The following is a 16290-nucleotide window of genomic DNA, read 5'->3' as shown; positions in this document are numbered from 1 at the left end:
AAAGTCACATTTTTTATTTTCATTTTTGTTAGATTTTTTATAACTTTAGAGGTATATAAGTTATTATAATTAGCCTCTGAGTTGCTGCCGTTAATATTGTATAATTTAATGTCTTAATATCTTAGTTAAAAAATATGCAAAGTAATCTAAAAAACTAGAATGCTTTTAGCTGCAAAATAATTGTTTATTAAATGAAGTGAAACTAATTGTTAGGATAGAAGATACCTGCTAAATCATCAGAATGTATAGTTTATTTTATAATTTAATAAATAAAATAGTAGTGAGAAACTTATAAATTAAAAAAAGAAGTGCTTTTATAAGTTATATAAAATATAGTCAAAAGAGCTACATGTATCAACGAAAGCTTTTAAAAAGTTTGCCGAAAATACTGGTATATATGATTGACATACCATATGATTTGATGTAGCTAAGTAGGTGAGCAAATATATAAATTAAATAACCAAAATGATCAAGCAAACTTTACGCTGGCTAATTTTAGGTGGAACCTTATTTTTTCTAGTAAAAGCCTTTAAAGATAACTGGCGAGAAGTAGCTACCATCCATATTGATGCAGCAGGATGGGCAATTCTTTTGATCGCCACAGGTGTGACATTGCTAGCACACACTTGGGCAGGTTGGGTATGGACTTGGGTTCTTCGAGAGTTAAATCAACCTGTCCACTCTTTTGAGTTTATTCAAGTTTACCTCAAAACAAATCTTGCTAAGTACATACCAGGTAATATATGGCATTACTACGGAAGAATTATAGCAGCAAAAAATGCAAATGTTTCTCCTGGTGCAGCAACCCTTAGTGTAGTGCTAGAACCTCTACTGATGGCAGCAGCTGCTTTAATTGTTGTTCTACTCACTAGCCAGTTTCTAACCGAAAAAATTACTATCATTCAACTTATCCTACAACTACTGGGTTTGTTAGGAGTACTTTGTGTTTTACATCCCAAATTTTTGAACAGAGCGACTCACCTCTTACAGCGTATAAAGGTAAAAAAGTCTGCTTCCAACACTCAGCAAGCCGTTCCCTGGAGTCTAGAACGATATCCCCTACGACCTTTGATAGGAGAATTGGGCTTTTTGGGACTACGCAGCGCAGGGTTTATATTAACTTTATTTGCCTTGAGTCCTTTAAACTTTAGTCAAATTCCTTTATTAGTTGGTGGTTTTAGTTTTGCGTGGTTACTAGGGTTAGTGGTTCCAGGAGCACCTGGTGGCTTAGGCGTGTTTGAAGCCACAGCGATCGCGCTCTTGCAGCAACATTTTCCAACTGCGGTAGTTCTGGGCGCAACTGCTCTATATCGTCTCGTAAGCATTTTTGCGGAAACTGCTGGTGCTGGCTTCTCCTGGCTTGACGAACGCCTCTCATAGTCCTCAGTTTTGAGGAGCCAGCACCATTTTATTCTTGAATTCTTTTTAAATTCTGAATTTAAGACCTCCCGAGAGATAAGCTACGAACTATGTCTAGCCTGTCCCTAGGGAATATTCTGAATTCTGAACTTTGAATTTTGAATTTTTAACTTTGAATTTATAAATGGGGGTGGAGGGACTTGAACCCACACGACCGTTTAGGGTCAACGGATTTTCATTCTCTCGCAGCTTTCACTACTGCCTAGTAGGTTAAATAACCCGATAAGGCTTTGAGAATTGGACTCTCCCTTTACCCTCGACTTTACGTTAGGGTAGCTCCCGTCGAGTCTCTGCACCTTCCGCATTAGTCATTTATCATTTGTCGTTAGTCATTTGCTAGTAACAATTAACTAAAAACGAAGGACAAAAGACAAATTTGGCTTGGCTCAGGATTGCCGTATCTGTGATCAGATTTAGGTTTCCCTGAATTTGAGAGCAGTCACTTGCTGGATTTCTCCATCAAGGCTCAGTTATCTAAGTCCGTAGCGTCTACCATTCCGCCACACCCCCTGACATGTTTGGGAGTCAGTTGTTTTATGGAGGTCAGAAAAAACCTCCTCATCTATTCCAGCATTAAATGCGTTATTTGTCCAATTTTGCACTTTTACACTGGAAAATTTGAGATTGTTGAGTCGAAATTGAGGTTTTAGGTTTTCCTAACTTGCCTCTTACTTTCGTTGCCGCATCCTTTTGATTTGCTAGTCGCTCACCTTCGACTTACCGTGAAAGCAGCGCGCTCACCATTACAGATCCTTCCTCAAGCATTTCTCGTGTGCGTTGTACTGCACTGGTTGTTTACTATAGCATAATGTTTTGAAAATAGATCAAAAAATAAAAGCAAAGATGGAAACAATTTTTTTTATCTTTAAATTATTCAATCTTGATTCCTCTACTAGGGCAACAATACTTCCAACAGCCAAGGCATTCAGCCTATCATGGAAAACAGATCCACCAACAGGTCGTTTTCTACTGAAAACCAAGAAATTATGGTTGTAGCGCTACTGTATCTGATTTTAGCTGGAGCTTATCTTTTGGTCGTACCAGCCGCTGTCCTGTTTTACTTAAACTTACGGTGGTATGTGGCTAGCTCTCTGGAACGTGCCTTCATGTACTTTTTGGTATTCTTCTTCTTTCCAGGTTTGTTGCTCCTGTCGCCGTTTGTAAACTTGCGACCCCGACGCCGACAAATTGAAGTTTAACGAAATTGGTAGGTCATAACTCTCATGCGACGCATTGACGCTATCGGAATTGGCTTTGGCATTTTTGTTGTAGGCGGCTTGGCGTATGTCTTACTGAACTTGGTAGGCATAGATAGCTCGAAAGCTGGTATTTGGAGCCAAGTCTTATTATTTATTGGTTTGATTGGCTGGTTGTTTACCTATGCTTTCCGTGCGGTGGGAAAAAAAATGACCTACCACAAACAACGGGAACAATACGAAGAAGCCTATTTGCAAAAGCGCTTGGAAGAACTTACTCCCGAAGAACTCGCAAAAATTCAAGCCGAAATAGAACAAGAACAATCCCAGGTGTAAATTTGTTCTTTGTCCTTGACTAGGAGCTACTACCGGCGTAGTAGCTCCTAGTCATAACTATCGAGCGTTGGTGTATCATCGTTTTAAATAGACAATGTTGAGCGCAGCCCCCTTTCAAGTCGCCAGACTTAAGCATTGGCTGGGGTGGGTTCAAGTTGCTCCTAAGTTTTTTGCATTCAATCAAACCTACTGTTATTGTAGTCATGTTATTTATGGCATAAATGATCCTGTCAGTAGATGAGCGGACTTGATCAGCAAATCCCCAAGCGGACAAAATAATTTGTCTAAAAGCAGCGATCACAACAACTTGATATATGCTTAATAAGTTAAGCCTGGTTAAGTTAAGTGAAGTAGATTAAAAAAGTTTAACAAGGGGGTTTTGTTACTTTCCTTGGTAGACAATTTCATCGATATCGTCTTGAATATATAAAGCAGATATCGAGTGGTCAGATGGTAAAAAACGATTCTATTCCATGACCGATAATTTGGGTATGTATGATGTAAGCAGTAGGGTAAAAGTTTTATTATGAGTGTGAGAGAGTGTCAGATATTAATCATTGTAGTTTCGTGCCAGTCTAGAGGAAAAGGCGATGAGTGAGAGCATGGCATTTATCGGCGGAGTCGCCGTCGCTGGGCTAGCGGCTCTCGTGTTGCTAAAAGGTGCAGGAGGAAGCTCTTTACCTAACTACACAGTTGGCTCACAACTACAACCAGCTGTGGTAGCACCTTCAGCAATGATACCGCCAACTGCAAATTATCCTGGGCAGCCATATCCTAATCCAGCGCCAGTCAATCCAAACAACGAAGAAATGCGCGTACAGGCGGAACGACTGAAGATGGAAAATGAAGGACTCAAGAATGAAAACAATGGTCTCAAAACCCAAGTTCAACAACTCCAGTCCCAAATCCAACAAGTTTATAACTACCAAGTCCAATTAAATCAGCAAAACCAACAACAAAATGCAGCCCAGTTACAACAGCACCAGTCTGCTGAAAATCGCTGGTGGTCTTCTCCTGCTGTTTGGGCAGTAGGAGGCATAACTCTGACGATAGGTGGCGGTATTGTGGTCGCTGGTGTCTTGGCTTTATTTTCACCAAAAGAGCGTCCCAGTCGTACCGTACAAGTTATTCATCCCTATAACGGTCCTACTCCACCGCTTGCTCCTGTACGTCGCGCGGAGTTCCTCCCTCCTCGTACCGAAAGACGAGTTGAAGCACAAGAATACGATGATATGTATTAAAAGTTTCAGTGGTTAAGAGTTAACGCTGAGTCATAAACCCCTATACTGATTAATCATAGGCTGTTAGATTAGTCTACCAATTTGTGCTACTCAGACTAAAAACTATTTTCACCATAGCGTTCTTGTTTTGGAGTTATCAAGGTTACAAGCGCCTGAGAGAATGCTATGGATCTAGAAGGCAATAAGGGCGCTGAATTCTAGGAACACGGCGTCTTAATTTTTACTATCGAGCATAGTTCAGTCGTATTAATACAAAATACAGTTGTATAATCCAGATTCCGCACCTTGAACTATTACACAGCATAATTACTTAGAAATACGTTTGTAGAGTAATTACAGCACATTGCAAGTAGATGAAGGACAATACTGAGGTCTAAAAGGCAGACTTATCAGCCCTTTTTACTTATGAACACCAGTCTCTCATGGGGAAAACCCCGAAGACCGGACTGCCTCACCACCCCACTGTCTCCTCCTGACTCCTGAATTGCTGCTGTAATTATGCCTTGATGCTGGGGAAAATGTTGTTTGAAATACACTTTTTCAGTACGTTCAGTATTTTAGATAGCATCTTTGCATCTTTAAAACAGTAAAAACTTCTAACAGACAGTTGAGGGGGCGGAAGATGGGTTATAAATCTTTATATGTGGCATATCTGAACGCGCTGTAGCTGTATTCATTGGGACAACAGGCACTTCACCCAACTCAGTCATAGCAGGCAAACCATAGCGACGAATTTTACCACGAAGCGTGCACTTTACGCCCAGGAACTTCCAAGCGGCGCTGCCTCGTCATATTTCATCCCGTCTTTGTACGCTTAATTAGCTATTATTATTTTATTTTGTTTTCGTCTTTTGCCTGAAAACTAGATTCTTAAATCCCAATGCAAACAACTCAGCTTATCAGTTCGGTGCTCACTGGTGCCTTACTATTGTCCTCTTTATTATCCTTTGGAGGAAAAATTGCTCAAGCACAACGAGTCCCACGTCCTGTCTCTCTGCTGAATACTAAATGCGTTAATGGTGGACTTGGCAGCGTTAATAAGCAGGATCTTGATGTTTCTATAGGGAGAGCAGTTTATACTAGCAGGTTTTACCTCGGACCTGGCAACCGCTCTGCCTCAATAACTTGTAACATTAGGCCAGAAAAAAGCACTAAACCTGGGTTTCAAACTTTGAATTTGGGTTTTGGAATGCGTGACAATGATACCAGAAGTCCAAGTGTTGACGTTAGGGTTTATTTAGATGGGAACCCAGTACAAACACGTGCTGTTGGTCCTACACAGCAAGCTTCATTAACGCTTGATGTTAATAATGCCAGCAACGTTGCCATAGAAGCTGTTTGTAGTAGTCCAAGCCAATACTGTGACCGAGTTTACTTCTTCAACGCAGGTCTAGAGCGGCCAATTCCTCCCGCACCAATAGCTCCCACACCAACGAAAAAATAGCTTGACAGAAAAACCGGTTCCGAGAAGCTGACAAGCTCAGTGTCTTAAGACCTGAGTAGAAGCGAACGGCAGTTTTAACTGCCGTGATAGAATGCTCTTTGATGCGAGTAAGAATAACCACGTCTACGACGAAGCAACCTAGTACGGAGAAATCCCGGCAACCGAGATATCGACCAACGCGCGAATACTTAAAGGGCAAGTAATGGCAGGTTGGGGAGTAGTTATATTTTTTATTTTGTGGACTCTGAAAGTGAAAACGAAAGTAAGCACAATGCTAGCGCTTAGCGGCAGTTAGTTTGAGTGTGTAGGGTGTTTTTGCCAGCACCATTGAAAGTTCAAACTTGAACCCTTCAAGAATCTCTGAACTTTTTAAGTGAACAAGCTAAGCGCGAAGTTTGCTTAGTTCGGAGAGTGTCAAAACCTGCAATGCATCTACAAATAGATTGAGTGTTAATTGCTAATTGTGAAATAAATGTTAGTAGTTAGTTATTAGTTTTTTGCTAATAACTAACTACTAACTGCTAACCAAAAACTATCAATAACAAAAAAGTTTATTGATAAATTTGATTACTGATGATTTTGGGGAGTTTCCTGTGGTTCTGGAGTTTCGATGTTATCGAAATCATTCATCATGTTAAGTTCATAATCCTCACTGGAATTTTGAGGTTCTAGTTTGGCTTTGTATAGGTTGGTAGGATTGCCTAGTTGAGGAAACTGTTGTTTTGCTAAATTGGCAGCAGCTTGTTGAACTAATGGCTCTACTTTGTTTCGCCAGTATTGAATATTGGGTAGTTTTTCTGGATGGTCTTTATAAGCTAATACCTTATCCCATTGTCCATCACCAAGGGCTGTGTCAAGGTCTTTGAATAAAGATTCCGCTTTAGACCAATCTTGCTGCCATTGGGATATCATTTCTGTTGTCTGTTTGACAGCAGTAGGATTTGCAGTCATTGTTTTTAACAGGGCGATCGCACCTTGTAAATCTCCTGATTCGTACTTCTGTTTTGCTTCTTCCACTACCTTGGTGGAACCGCCTTGTACAGTGGCAGGCGTTGATTTATCTGCTGATAAACTTTTTGATGTTTGTGATTGTTCTGACTCAGGTGATGATGACGTTGGTGCATTAACTAGAGGTTCTGCTTTTGGCTTGGGTGCAGGGTGAGCGACAATTAGGTCATTATCATCAACTGTTTTGATTGCAGTTCCCTTGTCTCGTAGGCAAGAAACCCATTGTTCGTTGTTTTTGATAATTTCTGAGTTTGCCCAACCTGTTTGTGTAGAGTCAAGTTTAATCTCTACCCAACCGCGTTTTGTTCGTCTGCTTGTTACCTCAAACTTGGCATCTTTCTTAACAGTTTTGATAATAGAATCATCATTAATAGAAGTAGGCTCAGAACGGATATTAGAATTTTCCTGAACAACAGCTAAACAGTTTTCGGCTGAGAGCGTGTCATTATTAATAGCAAAAGTAGAAGCAAAACTTTGAACATTTTTAAATACACCAGGGCTGACAGCAGCAGCACCAGCAACCAAAATTCCTATAATCACAAACTGTAATAGATCTGGTCCACTAGAACCTTTGGAGGGAGATTTGGGAGTTGGTGGTGCTAGTTGGAGAACAGGATTTGCCGGGGCAACGGCGATCGTTTTTTGTCGAGACAGTGGAGATAAGGCAGATGAGGACTTACTTGGTTGATGGTTAGAAGTTGTATTTGTATATTCGCTGGGTGTGTAGCTGGTGAAGGAAAGTGGCTGTAATGCTTGTAGTGCTTCTGATGCACTTTGGAAGCGATCTTTGAAATGATAATGCACCATTTTGGTTAACACGGCTTCCAAACCATCGCTTATGGAAACTAAATGCTGCCAGAGGATTTCCCCAGTGTTAGGATCTTCCTGAAAATCTACTGGCGCTATTCCCGTTAACGCCTGAATAGCGATAATGCCTAGAGCGTACATATCACTGTTGGGACGGGGTTTGCCTTGACCCTGTTCCGTGGGCATATAGCCAGGAGTCCCAATGGCTACAGTCGCAGAGTGATGAACTGTAAACATTTGCGATCGCCCACCATATCCACCAGATCCTCGTAATTGTTTGACAGCTCCAAAATCCACGAGAACGAGTCTTTTATTGGAAGCGCGACGGATGATATTATCTGGCTTGATATCGCGATGAATCACGCCTTGTCCGTGGACAAATTTCAGGATGTCCAAAACTTCCATCAGCAATTCAATAACTTGGCTTTCACTCCACCGCTGATTGGGAACTAATTCGTCACCCAGAGGATGCCCTTCAATAAATTCTTGTACTAAATAAAATTCTTGATGTTCGTCAAAATAAGCCAAAAGCCGAGGAATTTGGTCATGATTGCCCAAGTGTTCTAAGGTTTCAGCTTCACCTTGGAACAGACGCTTGGCGGTGTCAAACATTTTCGCTTCAGAATTGGCAGGCTTAAGGTGTTTGACAACGCAAACCGGATTGCCTGGTCGTTTTGTATCTTGGGCGATGTAAGTTTCACCAAATCCTCCTGTAGCCAGGACTTTATTCAGTCGGTAACGATGGTCTAGTAGCTTGCCTATCATATTCACTCCCCAGCGATAACACCCAATTTTAGAGAGGGTAATAAATATCTCCAATAATTTCTCAATGAAATCCGCTATCTTGAGAAAAGATTTAAATGTAAAACACAGTTTTTTAATAAATACACAATTGTTAATTTTTGTTTCAATAACCCTAGTCAATTCCAATGCCACCTAAAATTAACAACTCAGCAGCATGGGATCAGGCGGAACTGCTCATGCAACCTGCTTTCATTCGCGTTGTCGATCATATTCGCAAGCTGCTTGATGTATCTTCTTGGACGGGAACTTATCAAGATGTCCTGATTTGGCCTACTGGCACTACTGATGAGACGAAAGCAATAGTAACCAACCTCCTGCAAGAGCTAGAAGCCGCGACACCGGAGCAGGCTTTGGAAATCAGAGAAACACTCTCCCGTTTGCCAATTCCCCATCCAGGATATCATTTGTATCTACACCGTCAAGAGCAACAAATCAGTATCGATTTATGGGAATTGTGTTACCGAGTCTGTTTTCGCAACTACATTTCCGGGGATGAGACAGTTGACATTGATACTGATTTAATCGACGAAAACGATGATGTAGACTGGCAAAACTTGGATACTAAAGCGCAGGAATTAGTTGAACAGGTGTTTGCAAATTTACCTGAGTAACTTTGCTAAAACAGTTCTGAGGACTTTCTTTGCCATCTGAGACAAAAGACGGTAAAAAATGTCCTCAGGTTTCCAAGATCTGAATTTACAAAAAAAGCGGCTCAGAATGGAATTCTGGCGCTACCTGATATCTTGCACCTCTAAGTACAAACCCAGGCAATGTAAAAAGATGTGCGAATTCGCTACCTAATTTTTATTGGTTTTTATCGCTAAATCAAGGTTTTCCGTTTAATATTGACTCATAAAAACACATCAAAAATTCTTGGTGCAAGATGTGAGCTACCCGAATAAAGCCCCTTGCACGGATTATGAGGGGAAGTAGAGCGATACGCTTTTAGGCGTCTGCGCTGCGCGCGATCGCACTCAAATGGTCATCCCAAAAAAGTTTATGTATAATTTATATATAGTTATTTTACTGGTTGACATTTTGCACAAACTTGGCGATAGCTTATCAGGCTTTGCATTAAACACACATATTCAACGAGTCATTTCTGGATTAATGGCATGACAGAAGAAAAAATACAACTAAAACTCAATATTGATGCTGGGACAGAAGCTGATAACGAAGAACTGGAGCAATTAACTCGGCAATTACGAAAAAGACTTTTAGAACTAGATGTAGAATCCGTCGATTTCCTCAGTGAGGAAAAAGTATCAAAAGGTGCAAAGGGTGAACCCATAACAACGACACTCATTGTGACGCTTTTTGCAGCAGGCGGTGTAGTTACAACTTTAATCAAGACGATAGAAACCTGGCTAACCCGTGACACAAGTGTAACCATAGAGGAGAAAAATGGCGACAAGTTACAAATGACGGGCATTTCCTCTAAAGAACAACGTCGCATAATCGATGCTTGGATTAGCAGTCACACAAAACCATAATTGCTAATGACTGGGAAACGCCGTGCCCTAATCATTGCTAATAACGAATTTGAAGACACTCACTGGCAAGCACTGTATGCGCCACCTCAAGACGCTAAAGCTTTGGCAGAAGTTTTAGCAGATCCAGCTATTGGTAATTTCGAGGTTGAAGTTTTACTAAACAAATCTCGCCATGAAGTAGAACAAGAAATTGACGACTTCTTTGGTGACGAACAAAAGAGCGATTTACTGCTCCTCTATTTTTCTGGTCATGGGTTTAGGGACGATGATGATAACCTCTATTTAGTAACTCGCAACACCAAACGTAACCGCTTGGCATCCACTGCGGTTTCATCTCAATTTATTATTGGGATCATGAGCCGTAGTATCAAAGAAAAAAAGGCATCAGGGCAAGTATTACTGCTAGACTGCTGCCACAGTGGATCATTTGCACAGCCAGGAGTAAAGGGATCTCAAAGTACTGCTATAGAAGATAAATTTCTTCAAGGGCGCGGGAGAGTGGTATTGACTTCTTCTAGAGCAGCGCAGCGATCTTATGAGGAAAAAGAAGCTGATGAAGAAGGCTTGCGGCTTTCTTACTTCACCCGCGCCTTGGTACAGGGACTAAAAACCGGAGAAGCTGACATAGATGGAGATGGTTTCATTTCCAGTGTTGATTTATATCAATATGTCTATCAACGTATAGGAAAAGAAAAGCCAGAGCAGACACCACAGCAATGGGAATTGGGTAAAGAAGGACAAATTATCATTGCTAAAAATCCACACGCCATCAAAGATCCGTGGAGAGAGACGCGACAGTATGTTCCTTCCGGTTTTAAGGTGTTGGATCAGAAATTCTTTGACAATGAAAATAAAACCCCAGAAGCACAAATTCTCAAACTACGGGTAGCAACTTGGTCATTAATAATCCACGGAAACTATATTGAACGAGATGGGCAAGATGAGGCGCTAAATCTTGCTAAAAAAATGGCACAATTTCCTGGCATTTCCCTAATGCTCATTCGGGGTGAACCAGGTGCTGGCAAAACGGCGATAATGCGCTGGTTAGTTTATCAATTATTTCTTCAAGGGCATCTGATTTTAGAGAAAACTCAGTCCGAAGACCCAGACTGGCGGGAACAATTAGAGGAGTTTTCAGAGAAGATTGGCAAGAAACACTTTTATGTAATAGCCGATGACTTATTTCGCCAGTGTGAACTAGACGAAGATAAATCACATTTTCCCTTTACGCTGATAGGAACTACTCGCTTCAACGAAGATAAGCATGAAAACTTAGATGGTTTGGGATATGAAATTAAAACTTGGGATGTCAAACTACCAAACCAAGAAGAAAAAAAGCGAATTATAGCTAAAGTATGCGAAGACGAAACAGTTAAACGCACATTAGACAGCAAGACAAAGAAAGAGCGGGAAGAACTCATGAATGATGCTTCCATGCTGGTATTAATGTTGCAGCTATCTGAAGGTAAACCCTTTGACTTAATCATTGCCGATGTCATAAAACGCTTGCCCAGCGAGGAACGCTATCCAGTATATGAAGTTTTCGGAGTCATTTGCAGCTTCTATCAATACGGCATCACCGCACCCCCCGAAATCTTGCCCTTGTGTTTGCCAGAATATTCTAAAAAAGCAGTTCAGAATGTTGTTGAATTTGCCATAGACGCAGAATTAAAGGGATTGGTCAACCTGGTATCTAAAGGTGGATTTGAAGGACTAGCAACGATTCACGAATTGATTGCTAAAACAGCAATGACTGAGAGAAACCGACGCAACAAAGGTGAAAATCAACCTTATTCTTCCACCTGCTTAAAAGAATATTTAAGAGCTGCAATTCAGGCTATAGACACAACGAATAAAACCCACAAACGCTGGGCTTGTCATGGGCTAAGATTATTGGCTGTTAATGATCAAGCAAGTCTTGTCCATCAGATTTTGAAGGACTACCCAGACCAGATCCAATCTTTACAGCAAGGGAGTAGGGTTTTTCATTTATCGCTTTTTGCAAAGATATTTGAAGCAGTGGGTTTACTTGCTGAGCGCGATTGCTGTCTAGAACAGACTATATCAACTACTCCACAAAGTTTCAGTGAGTGGGTATATTGGCTGTCAGTGATAGAAAAGTTTGGAAATGAAGAACAGAAGAAAGAGGCGATCGCTGACACCGCTACTTGGCTAAAACAGCATCCAGATGATAGGGATGTTCGTAACAAATATCTAAAGTTGATTGAAAAATGTGGAACAGCACAAGACAAACAAAAGGCGATCACCAACACTGCCACTTGGCTGCAACTGCATCCAGATGATAGGGATGTTCGCGTCAAATACCTAGCGCTGATTGACAAATGTGGAACAGCACAACACAAACAAGAAGCGATCGCTCAAACTACCACTTGGCTACAACAGCATCCAGATGATTGGCATGTTCGCACCAAATATCTGGAGTTGATTGAGAGATATGGAACAGCACAAGACAAACAACAGGCGATCGCTCAAACTACCACTTGGCTACAACAGCATCCAGATGATTGGGATGTTCGCACCAAATATCTGGGGTTGATTGAGAGATATGGAACAGCACAAGACAAACAACAGGCGATCGCTGACACTGCCACTTGGCTACAACAATATCCAGAGGATTCCTATGTTCGCAGACACTACCTGGGGCTGATTGGGCAGTGTGGCAAACCCGAACAACAGCAACAGGCGATCGCTGACACCGCCACTTGGCTGCAAGTACATCCAGAGGATTCCAATGTTCGCACTAAATACCTAGCGCTGATTGGGCAGTGTGGCAAACCCGAACAAAAGCAACAGGCGATCGCTGACACCGCCACTTGGCTGCAACTGCATCCTGAGGATTCCAATGTTCGCACCCAATACCTGGGGCTGATTGGGCAGTGTGGCAAACCCGAACAGCAGCAACAGGCGATTCTTGAAACTGCCACTTGGCTGCAACTACATCCACAAGCTGGTGATGTTCGCACCCAATACCTAAGTTTTGTTGGAAAGGCAGGAAAGGAAATCATAGACGTTGAACCTATCATTAATCAACAGTGGCAGTGGTTAAGTCAGCAAAAAATAGTAGAGGAAAGTCTATGGTCTGCATTTCTGCCTGTCCTTTATCACCATGCCCAGCCAAGTCTCATTCAAGAAGCTATCAATCTTGCCTTGCAGCAGTATCCAGACACTATAAGTATCATCTTTCTTATTTTTGGCTACTTCCGAGATTATTTGGATTATGAAACTTGCTATCAATTGGCTGATTTCTTTAGACAGTCTCGACTGCACGTATCTAAGTGGCAAAATTATGTCTATGCTGCTAACTTTTTTCGAGATTATGGTGACTTAGATACAGCGGAAGCTATTTATCGAAGAGTTATCGATTCAGCAAAGAGGCACATGATAAAGCATGGTAATCATATGCAGAAAGCTATTCAATTTGCATCTTTAAGCTATGCCCGTCTCCTAGTCCTGCGTCAGCCATCAGAATGGTACAAAGCCATTAACTATCTCAAGCCGATTCTGGCTGAAAACCCTAAACATCCCCTTGCTCACTTGTACATGGCTCAGTGCTATCAAGTGAAAGGACAAAAGTTTTACCCTCTAGCCATCAATCACTTTCTAAAAGCAATTGAGTTTGACAGAGAGAAAAATGGTCATTTATGGTATGAATTTGGCTGTTTCCAACGGGATACTATGGAAAACAGCTACGAAGCCCATAAGTGTTTTCAGAACTCTGTGCAACAAAAAATTAATCTTCCTGCCTGTGTTAGTTTAGCCGAATTAGAAGTTAAAGCTGGTAGATTTGATTCAGCTAGAGAGTACCTGCAACAAGGACTTGCCCTGGTGCCTATCACTCGTCCAGAAAAGGAACAGCGACAGCAACTAGAACCTCTAATTCAACAGATTCAGCAAGCAATTCAAGAGCATAGCCATTGAACCTGCAAACCCTTATTTGCTAAGATTTTCAATGCTCACAACCATTGCGGCAAACTGTGAAGATATAACTATGTCTACATCTGCCATTGACACCAACGACGCAGCAGCAATCCAAGCAGCACAAGAGGGAGTTTTGTGTATTGATCGCTCTTTTTGGGGACGGATCAAAGTTTCTGATGGCGATCGCCTCCGCTTCTTGCACAACCAAAGTACAAACGATATCCAAACCCTCAAGCCAGGACAAGGCTGTGATACGGTTTTTGTGAATTCTACCGCCCGGACTCTTGACTTGGCAACAGCATACATCCTGGAAGATGCCGTGTTGTTGCTGGTTTCGCCAAACCGTCGCGAGTTTCTCATGCAATGGCTAGATCGCTACATCTTCTTTGCTGACAAGGTACAACTCACGGATGTCACTGACGAAACTGCCACCATTAGCCTTATTGGACCACAAAGTGATGCTGTTGTAGAAAAGCTGGGGGCTGCAGCAATTATCGGTCAAGCTTATGGTAATCACATTTCCATCCCTTCAGTTAATGGAGGTTTGATAGGCGTTGGTAGTGGTTTGGCTTCCCCTGGCTATACTCTGATTTTGCCAGCTTCAAGTAAACAAGAAGTTTGGAGCAAAATTCTGGAAGCTGGCGCAGTTCCAATCAGCGATTCTACTTGGGATAAGTTACGAATATTACAAGGACGTCCCGCCCCAGAGCAGGAACTCACCGAGGAATATAATCCCTTGGAAGCGGGTTTATGGCAGACTATTTCCTTTAATAAGGGATGTTATATCGGACAAGAAACCATCGCCCGACTCAACACCTATAAAGGTGTTAAACAGCACCTTTATGGTATTAAATTAAGTGGTTGTGCTGAACCAGGAAGTGTGATTACCATTGGGGATGAAAAAGTTGGCAAACTGACGAGTTACACCAAAACCCTTGATGGTGACTTTGGGCTTGGCTACATCCGCACCAAGGCTGGTGGTGCAGGTTTGAAAGTCCATGTAGGAGACGTTGAGGGCGAAGTCGTAGAAATCCCGTTCGTTTCTCACGACTACCCACAGTTTTGATGAGTCATTTCATGGAACAAAACGTGTTTATTCTCTATCCCATCCGATACCTTGGCAAGAGTCATCTATCCAATTAGCCAAACGAGTAATCTTAGCAGGTGGTGGGTTAACTTGATGACCAGGATTTTTGTGTGGAGTTGTCACAAGCCTACTTTTGCTTTCCACCTTGTTAGCGAGGGGAAGAGATGAAACAGCTTTGCTTTCCACTTTCCTTGGAATGACAGCAGTCGATGATACAGGTTTGCTTTTACTTGGCCCATCAGAAGCAACAGCAGGCAATGATTTGGGTTTGCTTTTACTTTTTTTGCGTGTAGCACGGCTAACAGATGGCACGGATTGACTTTTGCTTTCAATTTCGGTTTTTGAAAATGCAACCAAAGGTATAAACTGGCTTTTGCTTTCCACCTGAGTGCTAGCAACTGTCATCAAAGCCGTAGAGTTGCTTTCCTTCTGAGTGCTAGCAACTTCAACAGATTGTACTGGTTGATACCACTTTGCGCTCTGTTGTAGTGCCTCGTCGAGAGAGATTGCTTCCCGCGACTTCGTTCTGCTTGCAATCACAGGTGCTACCTCAGATTGCAAGTTGGTATAACTTTGACTTTTCTCCTCATTAGCAATTCCAGCAAAAGTCAAATATTTACACTCATTGAGTGTTTGAAAAGGAACTGCGGTACTCACTGCAACAGATGGTACAAATTTGCTGTTGTCTTCTTTTGCTGTGGCAACTACACTGGGACTCACAAGCTCATACTCAGGCAACTTCTGGAGAACAGACTCACAGTTAACCTCGCTTTCACTTACAGAATCAGCCGATTCTATAAGGTGTAATTCCTCCTCAGGATTAAAGTTAAGACCCAAAGCAACAACAATCTGATCAGGATCGTTGTTGAGTTCGCAAATCAAGGGTAAAACTTCTTCAAGCTGTGGTTCTAAAGCAGACAAAGCTGCCAAAATAAAACCAGAGGAAGGGCGACGTTGAGCATCGTAAGTTCCCCAAACTCGCATTTTTTCCAGCCACGAACGATTCTTGTAGTAGTAACTTACCCACTTAAGTTTCAAAGACTGGCGTAGCTGCTGAATATTCATAATGAGATGTCCTGGTTCGGTCAAAAAAAGTACAGATCTCTATAATCGCTATAAATTGTTAAAAATCAACATTATCCCTGCGGATGAAACCGATGATAGAGCATCTTTGTCACTCTTTGACCACTGCGTAAGTGCTGTTCTACCAGTAGAGGTACTTCACTTGGGTGAACACCACTGTACCAAACCATCTCAGGTAGCACTAACACCATTGGTCCATTACCGCATTGTCCCAAACAGGTACTACCAGTGACAGTCACTTCAGGAGTTGGTGATGCTTCAAAAGCCGCTAACACCTTGGCTGCACCTTGCTTGCGACAAGTGCGATTTTGGCAAACACGTACACACTTAGGAAAAACAGGTGACGCTACTGAAGAGTCAGATGAGTAAGATATATTTTCCATTTGTTACCTCCTTATACCCTTTCACTTTAATGTTGATACAAGTAGGCATC

12 protein-coding genes are annotated in these 16290 nt (G+C 41.8%); 9 read left to right on the top strand and 3 right to left on the bottom strand.

Annotated elements, in window-relative coordinates; all coding sequences use genetic code 11:
• Positions 1-465 precede the first annotated feature (465 nt).
• The 5 genes from AC5590_RS18090 (at position 466) to AC5590_RS18070 (ending at position 5636) form a co-directional block, all read left to right on the top strand.
• Positions 466-1380, top strand: coding sequence for a lysylphosphatidylglycerol synthase domain-containing protein (locus tag AC5590_RS18090; protein WP_169264901.1), 915 nt, complete (start codon positions 466-468; stop codon positions 1378-1380).
• A 974-nt stretch (positions 1381-2354) separates the two neighbouring features.
• Positions 2355-2618 carry an NAD(P)H-quinone oxidoreductase subunit L gene (ndhL, locus tag AC5590_RS18085; protein WP_169264900.1) on the top strand — a complete coding sequence of 88 codons (264 nt, stop codon included), beginning with the start codon at positions 2355-2357 and terminating at the stop codon, positions 2616-2618.
• A 24-nt stretch (positions 2619-2642) separates the two neighbouring features.
• Positions 2643-2951 (top strand): DUF3007 family protein, encoded by a 309-nt coding sequence (locus AC5590_RS18080; RefSeq protein ID WP_169264899.1) that lies wholly within the window; start codon positions 2643-2645, stop codon positions 2949-2951.
• 590 nt (positions 2952-3541) lie between these two features.
• Positions 3542-4192 (top strand): heterocyst differentiation related protein, encoded by a 651-nt coding sequence (locus tag AC5590_RS18075; RefSeq protein WP_169264898.1) that lies wholly within the window; start codon positions 3542-3544, stop codon positions 4190-4192.
• An 880-nt stretch (positions 4193-5072) separates the two neighbouring features.
• Positions 5073-5636, top strand: coding sequence for a hypothetical protein (locus tag AC5590_RS18070; protein WP_169264897.1), 564 nt, complete (start codon positions 5073-5075; stop codon positions 5634-5636).
• 567 nt (positions 5637-6203) lie between these two features.
• On the opposite strand, the gene AC5590_RS18065 is transcribed toward AC5590_RS18070, so the two are convergent.
• Positions 6204-8216, bottom strand: a complete 2013-nt coding sequence (locus AC5590_RS18065; RefSeq protein ID WP_169264896.1) for a serine/threonine protein kinase — start codon at positions 8214-8216, stop codon at positions 6204-6206.
• Positions 8217-8380: 164 nt separating this feature from the next.
• On the opposite strand from AC5590_RS18065, the gene AC5590_RS18060 reads away from it, so the two are divergent.
• The 4 genes from AC5590_RS18060 (at position 8381) to ygfZ (ending at position 14753) form a co-directional block, all read left to right on the top strand.
• Positions 8381-8866 (top strand): hypothetical protein, encoded by a 486-nt coding sequence (locus tag AC5590_RS18060; RefSeq protein ID WP_169264895.1) that lies wholly within the window; start codon positions 8381-8383, stop codon positions 8864-8866.
• Between the two features lie 504 nt (positions 8867-9370).
• The gene (locus tag AC5590_RS18055; RefSeq protein WP_169264894.1) at positions 9371-9748 is read left to right on the top strand and encodes a hypothetical protein; all 378 of its coding nucleotides are present in this window, start codon (positions 9371-9373) and stop codon (positions 9746-9748) included.
• Positions 9749-9754: 6 nt separating this feature from the next.
• Positions 9755-13687 carry a caspase, EACC1-associated type gene (locus tag AC5590_RS18050; protein WP_169264893.1) on the top strand — a complete coding sequence of 1311 codons (3933 nt, stop codon included), beginning with the start codon at positions 9755-9757 and terminating at the stop codon, positions 13685-13687.
• Positions 13688-13757: 70 nt separating this feature from the next.
• Positions 13758-14753 (top strand): CAF17-like 4Fe-4S cluster assembly/insertion protein YgfZ, encoded by a 996-nt coding sequence (gene ygfZ / locus AC5590_RS18045; RefSeq protein ID WP_169264892.1) that lies wholly within the window; start codon positions 13758-13760, stop codon positions 14751-14753.
• A 27-nt stretch (positions 14754-14780) separates the two neighbouring features.
• Here ygfZ and AC5590_RS18040 read toward each other — a convergent pair whose 3' ends face one another.
• Positions 14781-15839 carry a DUF5331 domain-containing protein gene (locus AC5590_RS18040; RefSeq protein ID WP_169264891.1) on the bottom strand — a complete coding sequence of 353 codons (1059 nt, stop codon included), beginning with the start codon at positions 15837-15839 and terminating at the stop codon, positions 14781-14783.
• 71 nt (positions 15840-15910) lie between these two features.
• The gene (locus AC5590_RS18035) at positions 15911-16240 is read right to left on the bottom strand and encodes a (2Fe-2S) ferredoxin domain-containing protein (protein WP_169264890.1); all 330 of its coding nucleotides are present in this window, start codon (positions 16238-16240) and stop codon (positions 15911-15913) included.
• Positions 16241-16290 lie beyond the last annotated feature (50 nt).

This window comes from Brasilonema octagenarum UFV-OR1, from assembly GCF_963888615.1.
In the GTDB taxonomy this organism is placed as follows: Bacteria; Cyanobacteriota; Cyanobacteriia; order Cyanobacteriales; family Nostocaceae; genus Brasilonema; species Brasilonema sennae.
This window is presented reverse-complemented; position numbering and strand designations above follow the sequence as displayed.

Bases quoted from the DNA above. Each gene is read 5' to 3' on its own strand.
- AC5590_RS18050 (WP_169264893.1), top strand. From the start codon at position 9,755: ATGACTGGGAAACGCCGTGCCCTAATCATTGCTAATAACGAATTTGAA.
- AC5590_RS18070 (WP_169264897.1), top strand. From the start codon at position 5,073: ATGCAAACAACTCAGCTTATCAGTTCGGTGCTCACTGGTGCCTTACTA.
- AC5590_RS18060 (WP_169264895.1), top strand. From the start codon at position 8,381: ATGCCACCTAAAATTAACAACTCAGCAGCATGGGATCAGGCGGAACTG.
- AC5590_RS18080 (WP_169264899.1), top strand. From the start codon at position 2,643: ATGCGACGCATTGACGCTATCGGAATTGGCTTTGGCATTTTTGTTGTA.
- AC5590_RS18035 (WP_169264890.1), bottom strand. From the start codon at position 16,240: ATGGAAAATATATCTTACTCATCTGACTCTTCAGTAGCGTCACCTGTT.
- ndhL (WP_169264900.1), top strand. From the start codon at position 2,355: ATGGAAAACAGATCCACCAACAGGTCGTTTTCTACTGAAAACCAAGAA.
- AC5590_RS18075 (WP_169264898.1), top strand. From the start codon at position 3,542: ATGAGTGAGAGCATGGCATTTATCGGCGGAGTCGCCGTCGCTGGGCTA.
- AC5590_RS18090 (WP_169264901.1), top strand. From the start codon at position 466: ATGATCAAGCAAACTTTACGCTGGCTAATTTTAGGTGGAACCTTATTT.
- AC5590_RS18040 (WP_169264891.1), bottom strand. From the start codon at position 15,839: ATGAATATTCAGCAGCTACGCCAGTCTTTGAAACTTAAGTGGGTAAGT.
- AC5590_RS18055 (WP_169264894.1), top strand. From the start codon at position 9,371: ATGACAGAAGAAAAAATACAACTAAAACTCAATATTGATGCTGGGACA.
- ygfZ (WP_169264892.1), top strand. From the start codon at position 13,758: ATGTCTACATCTGCCATTGACACCAACGACGCAGCAGCAATCCAAGCA.
- AC5590_RS18065 (WP_169264896.1), bottom strand. From the start codon at position 8,216: ATGATAGGCAAGCTACTAGACCATCGTTACCGACTGAATAAAGTCCTG.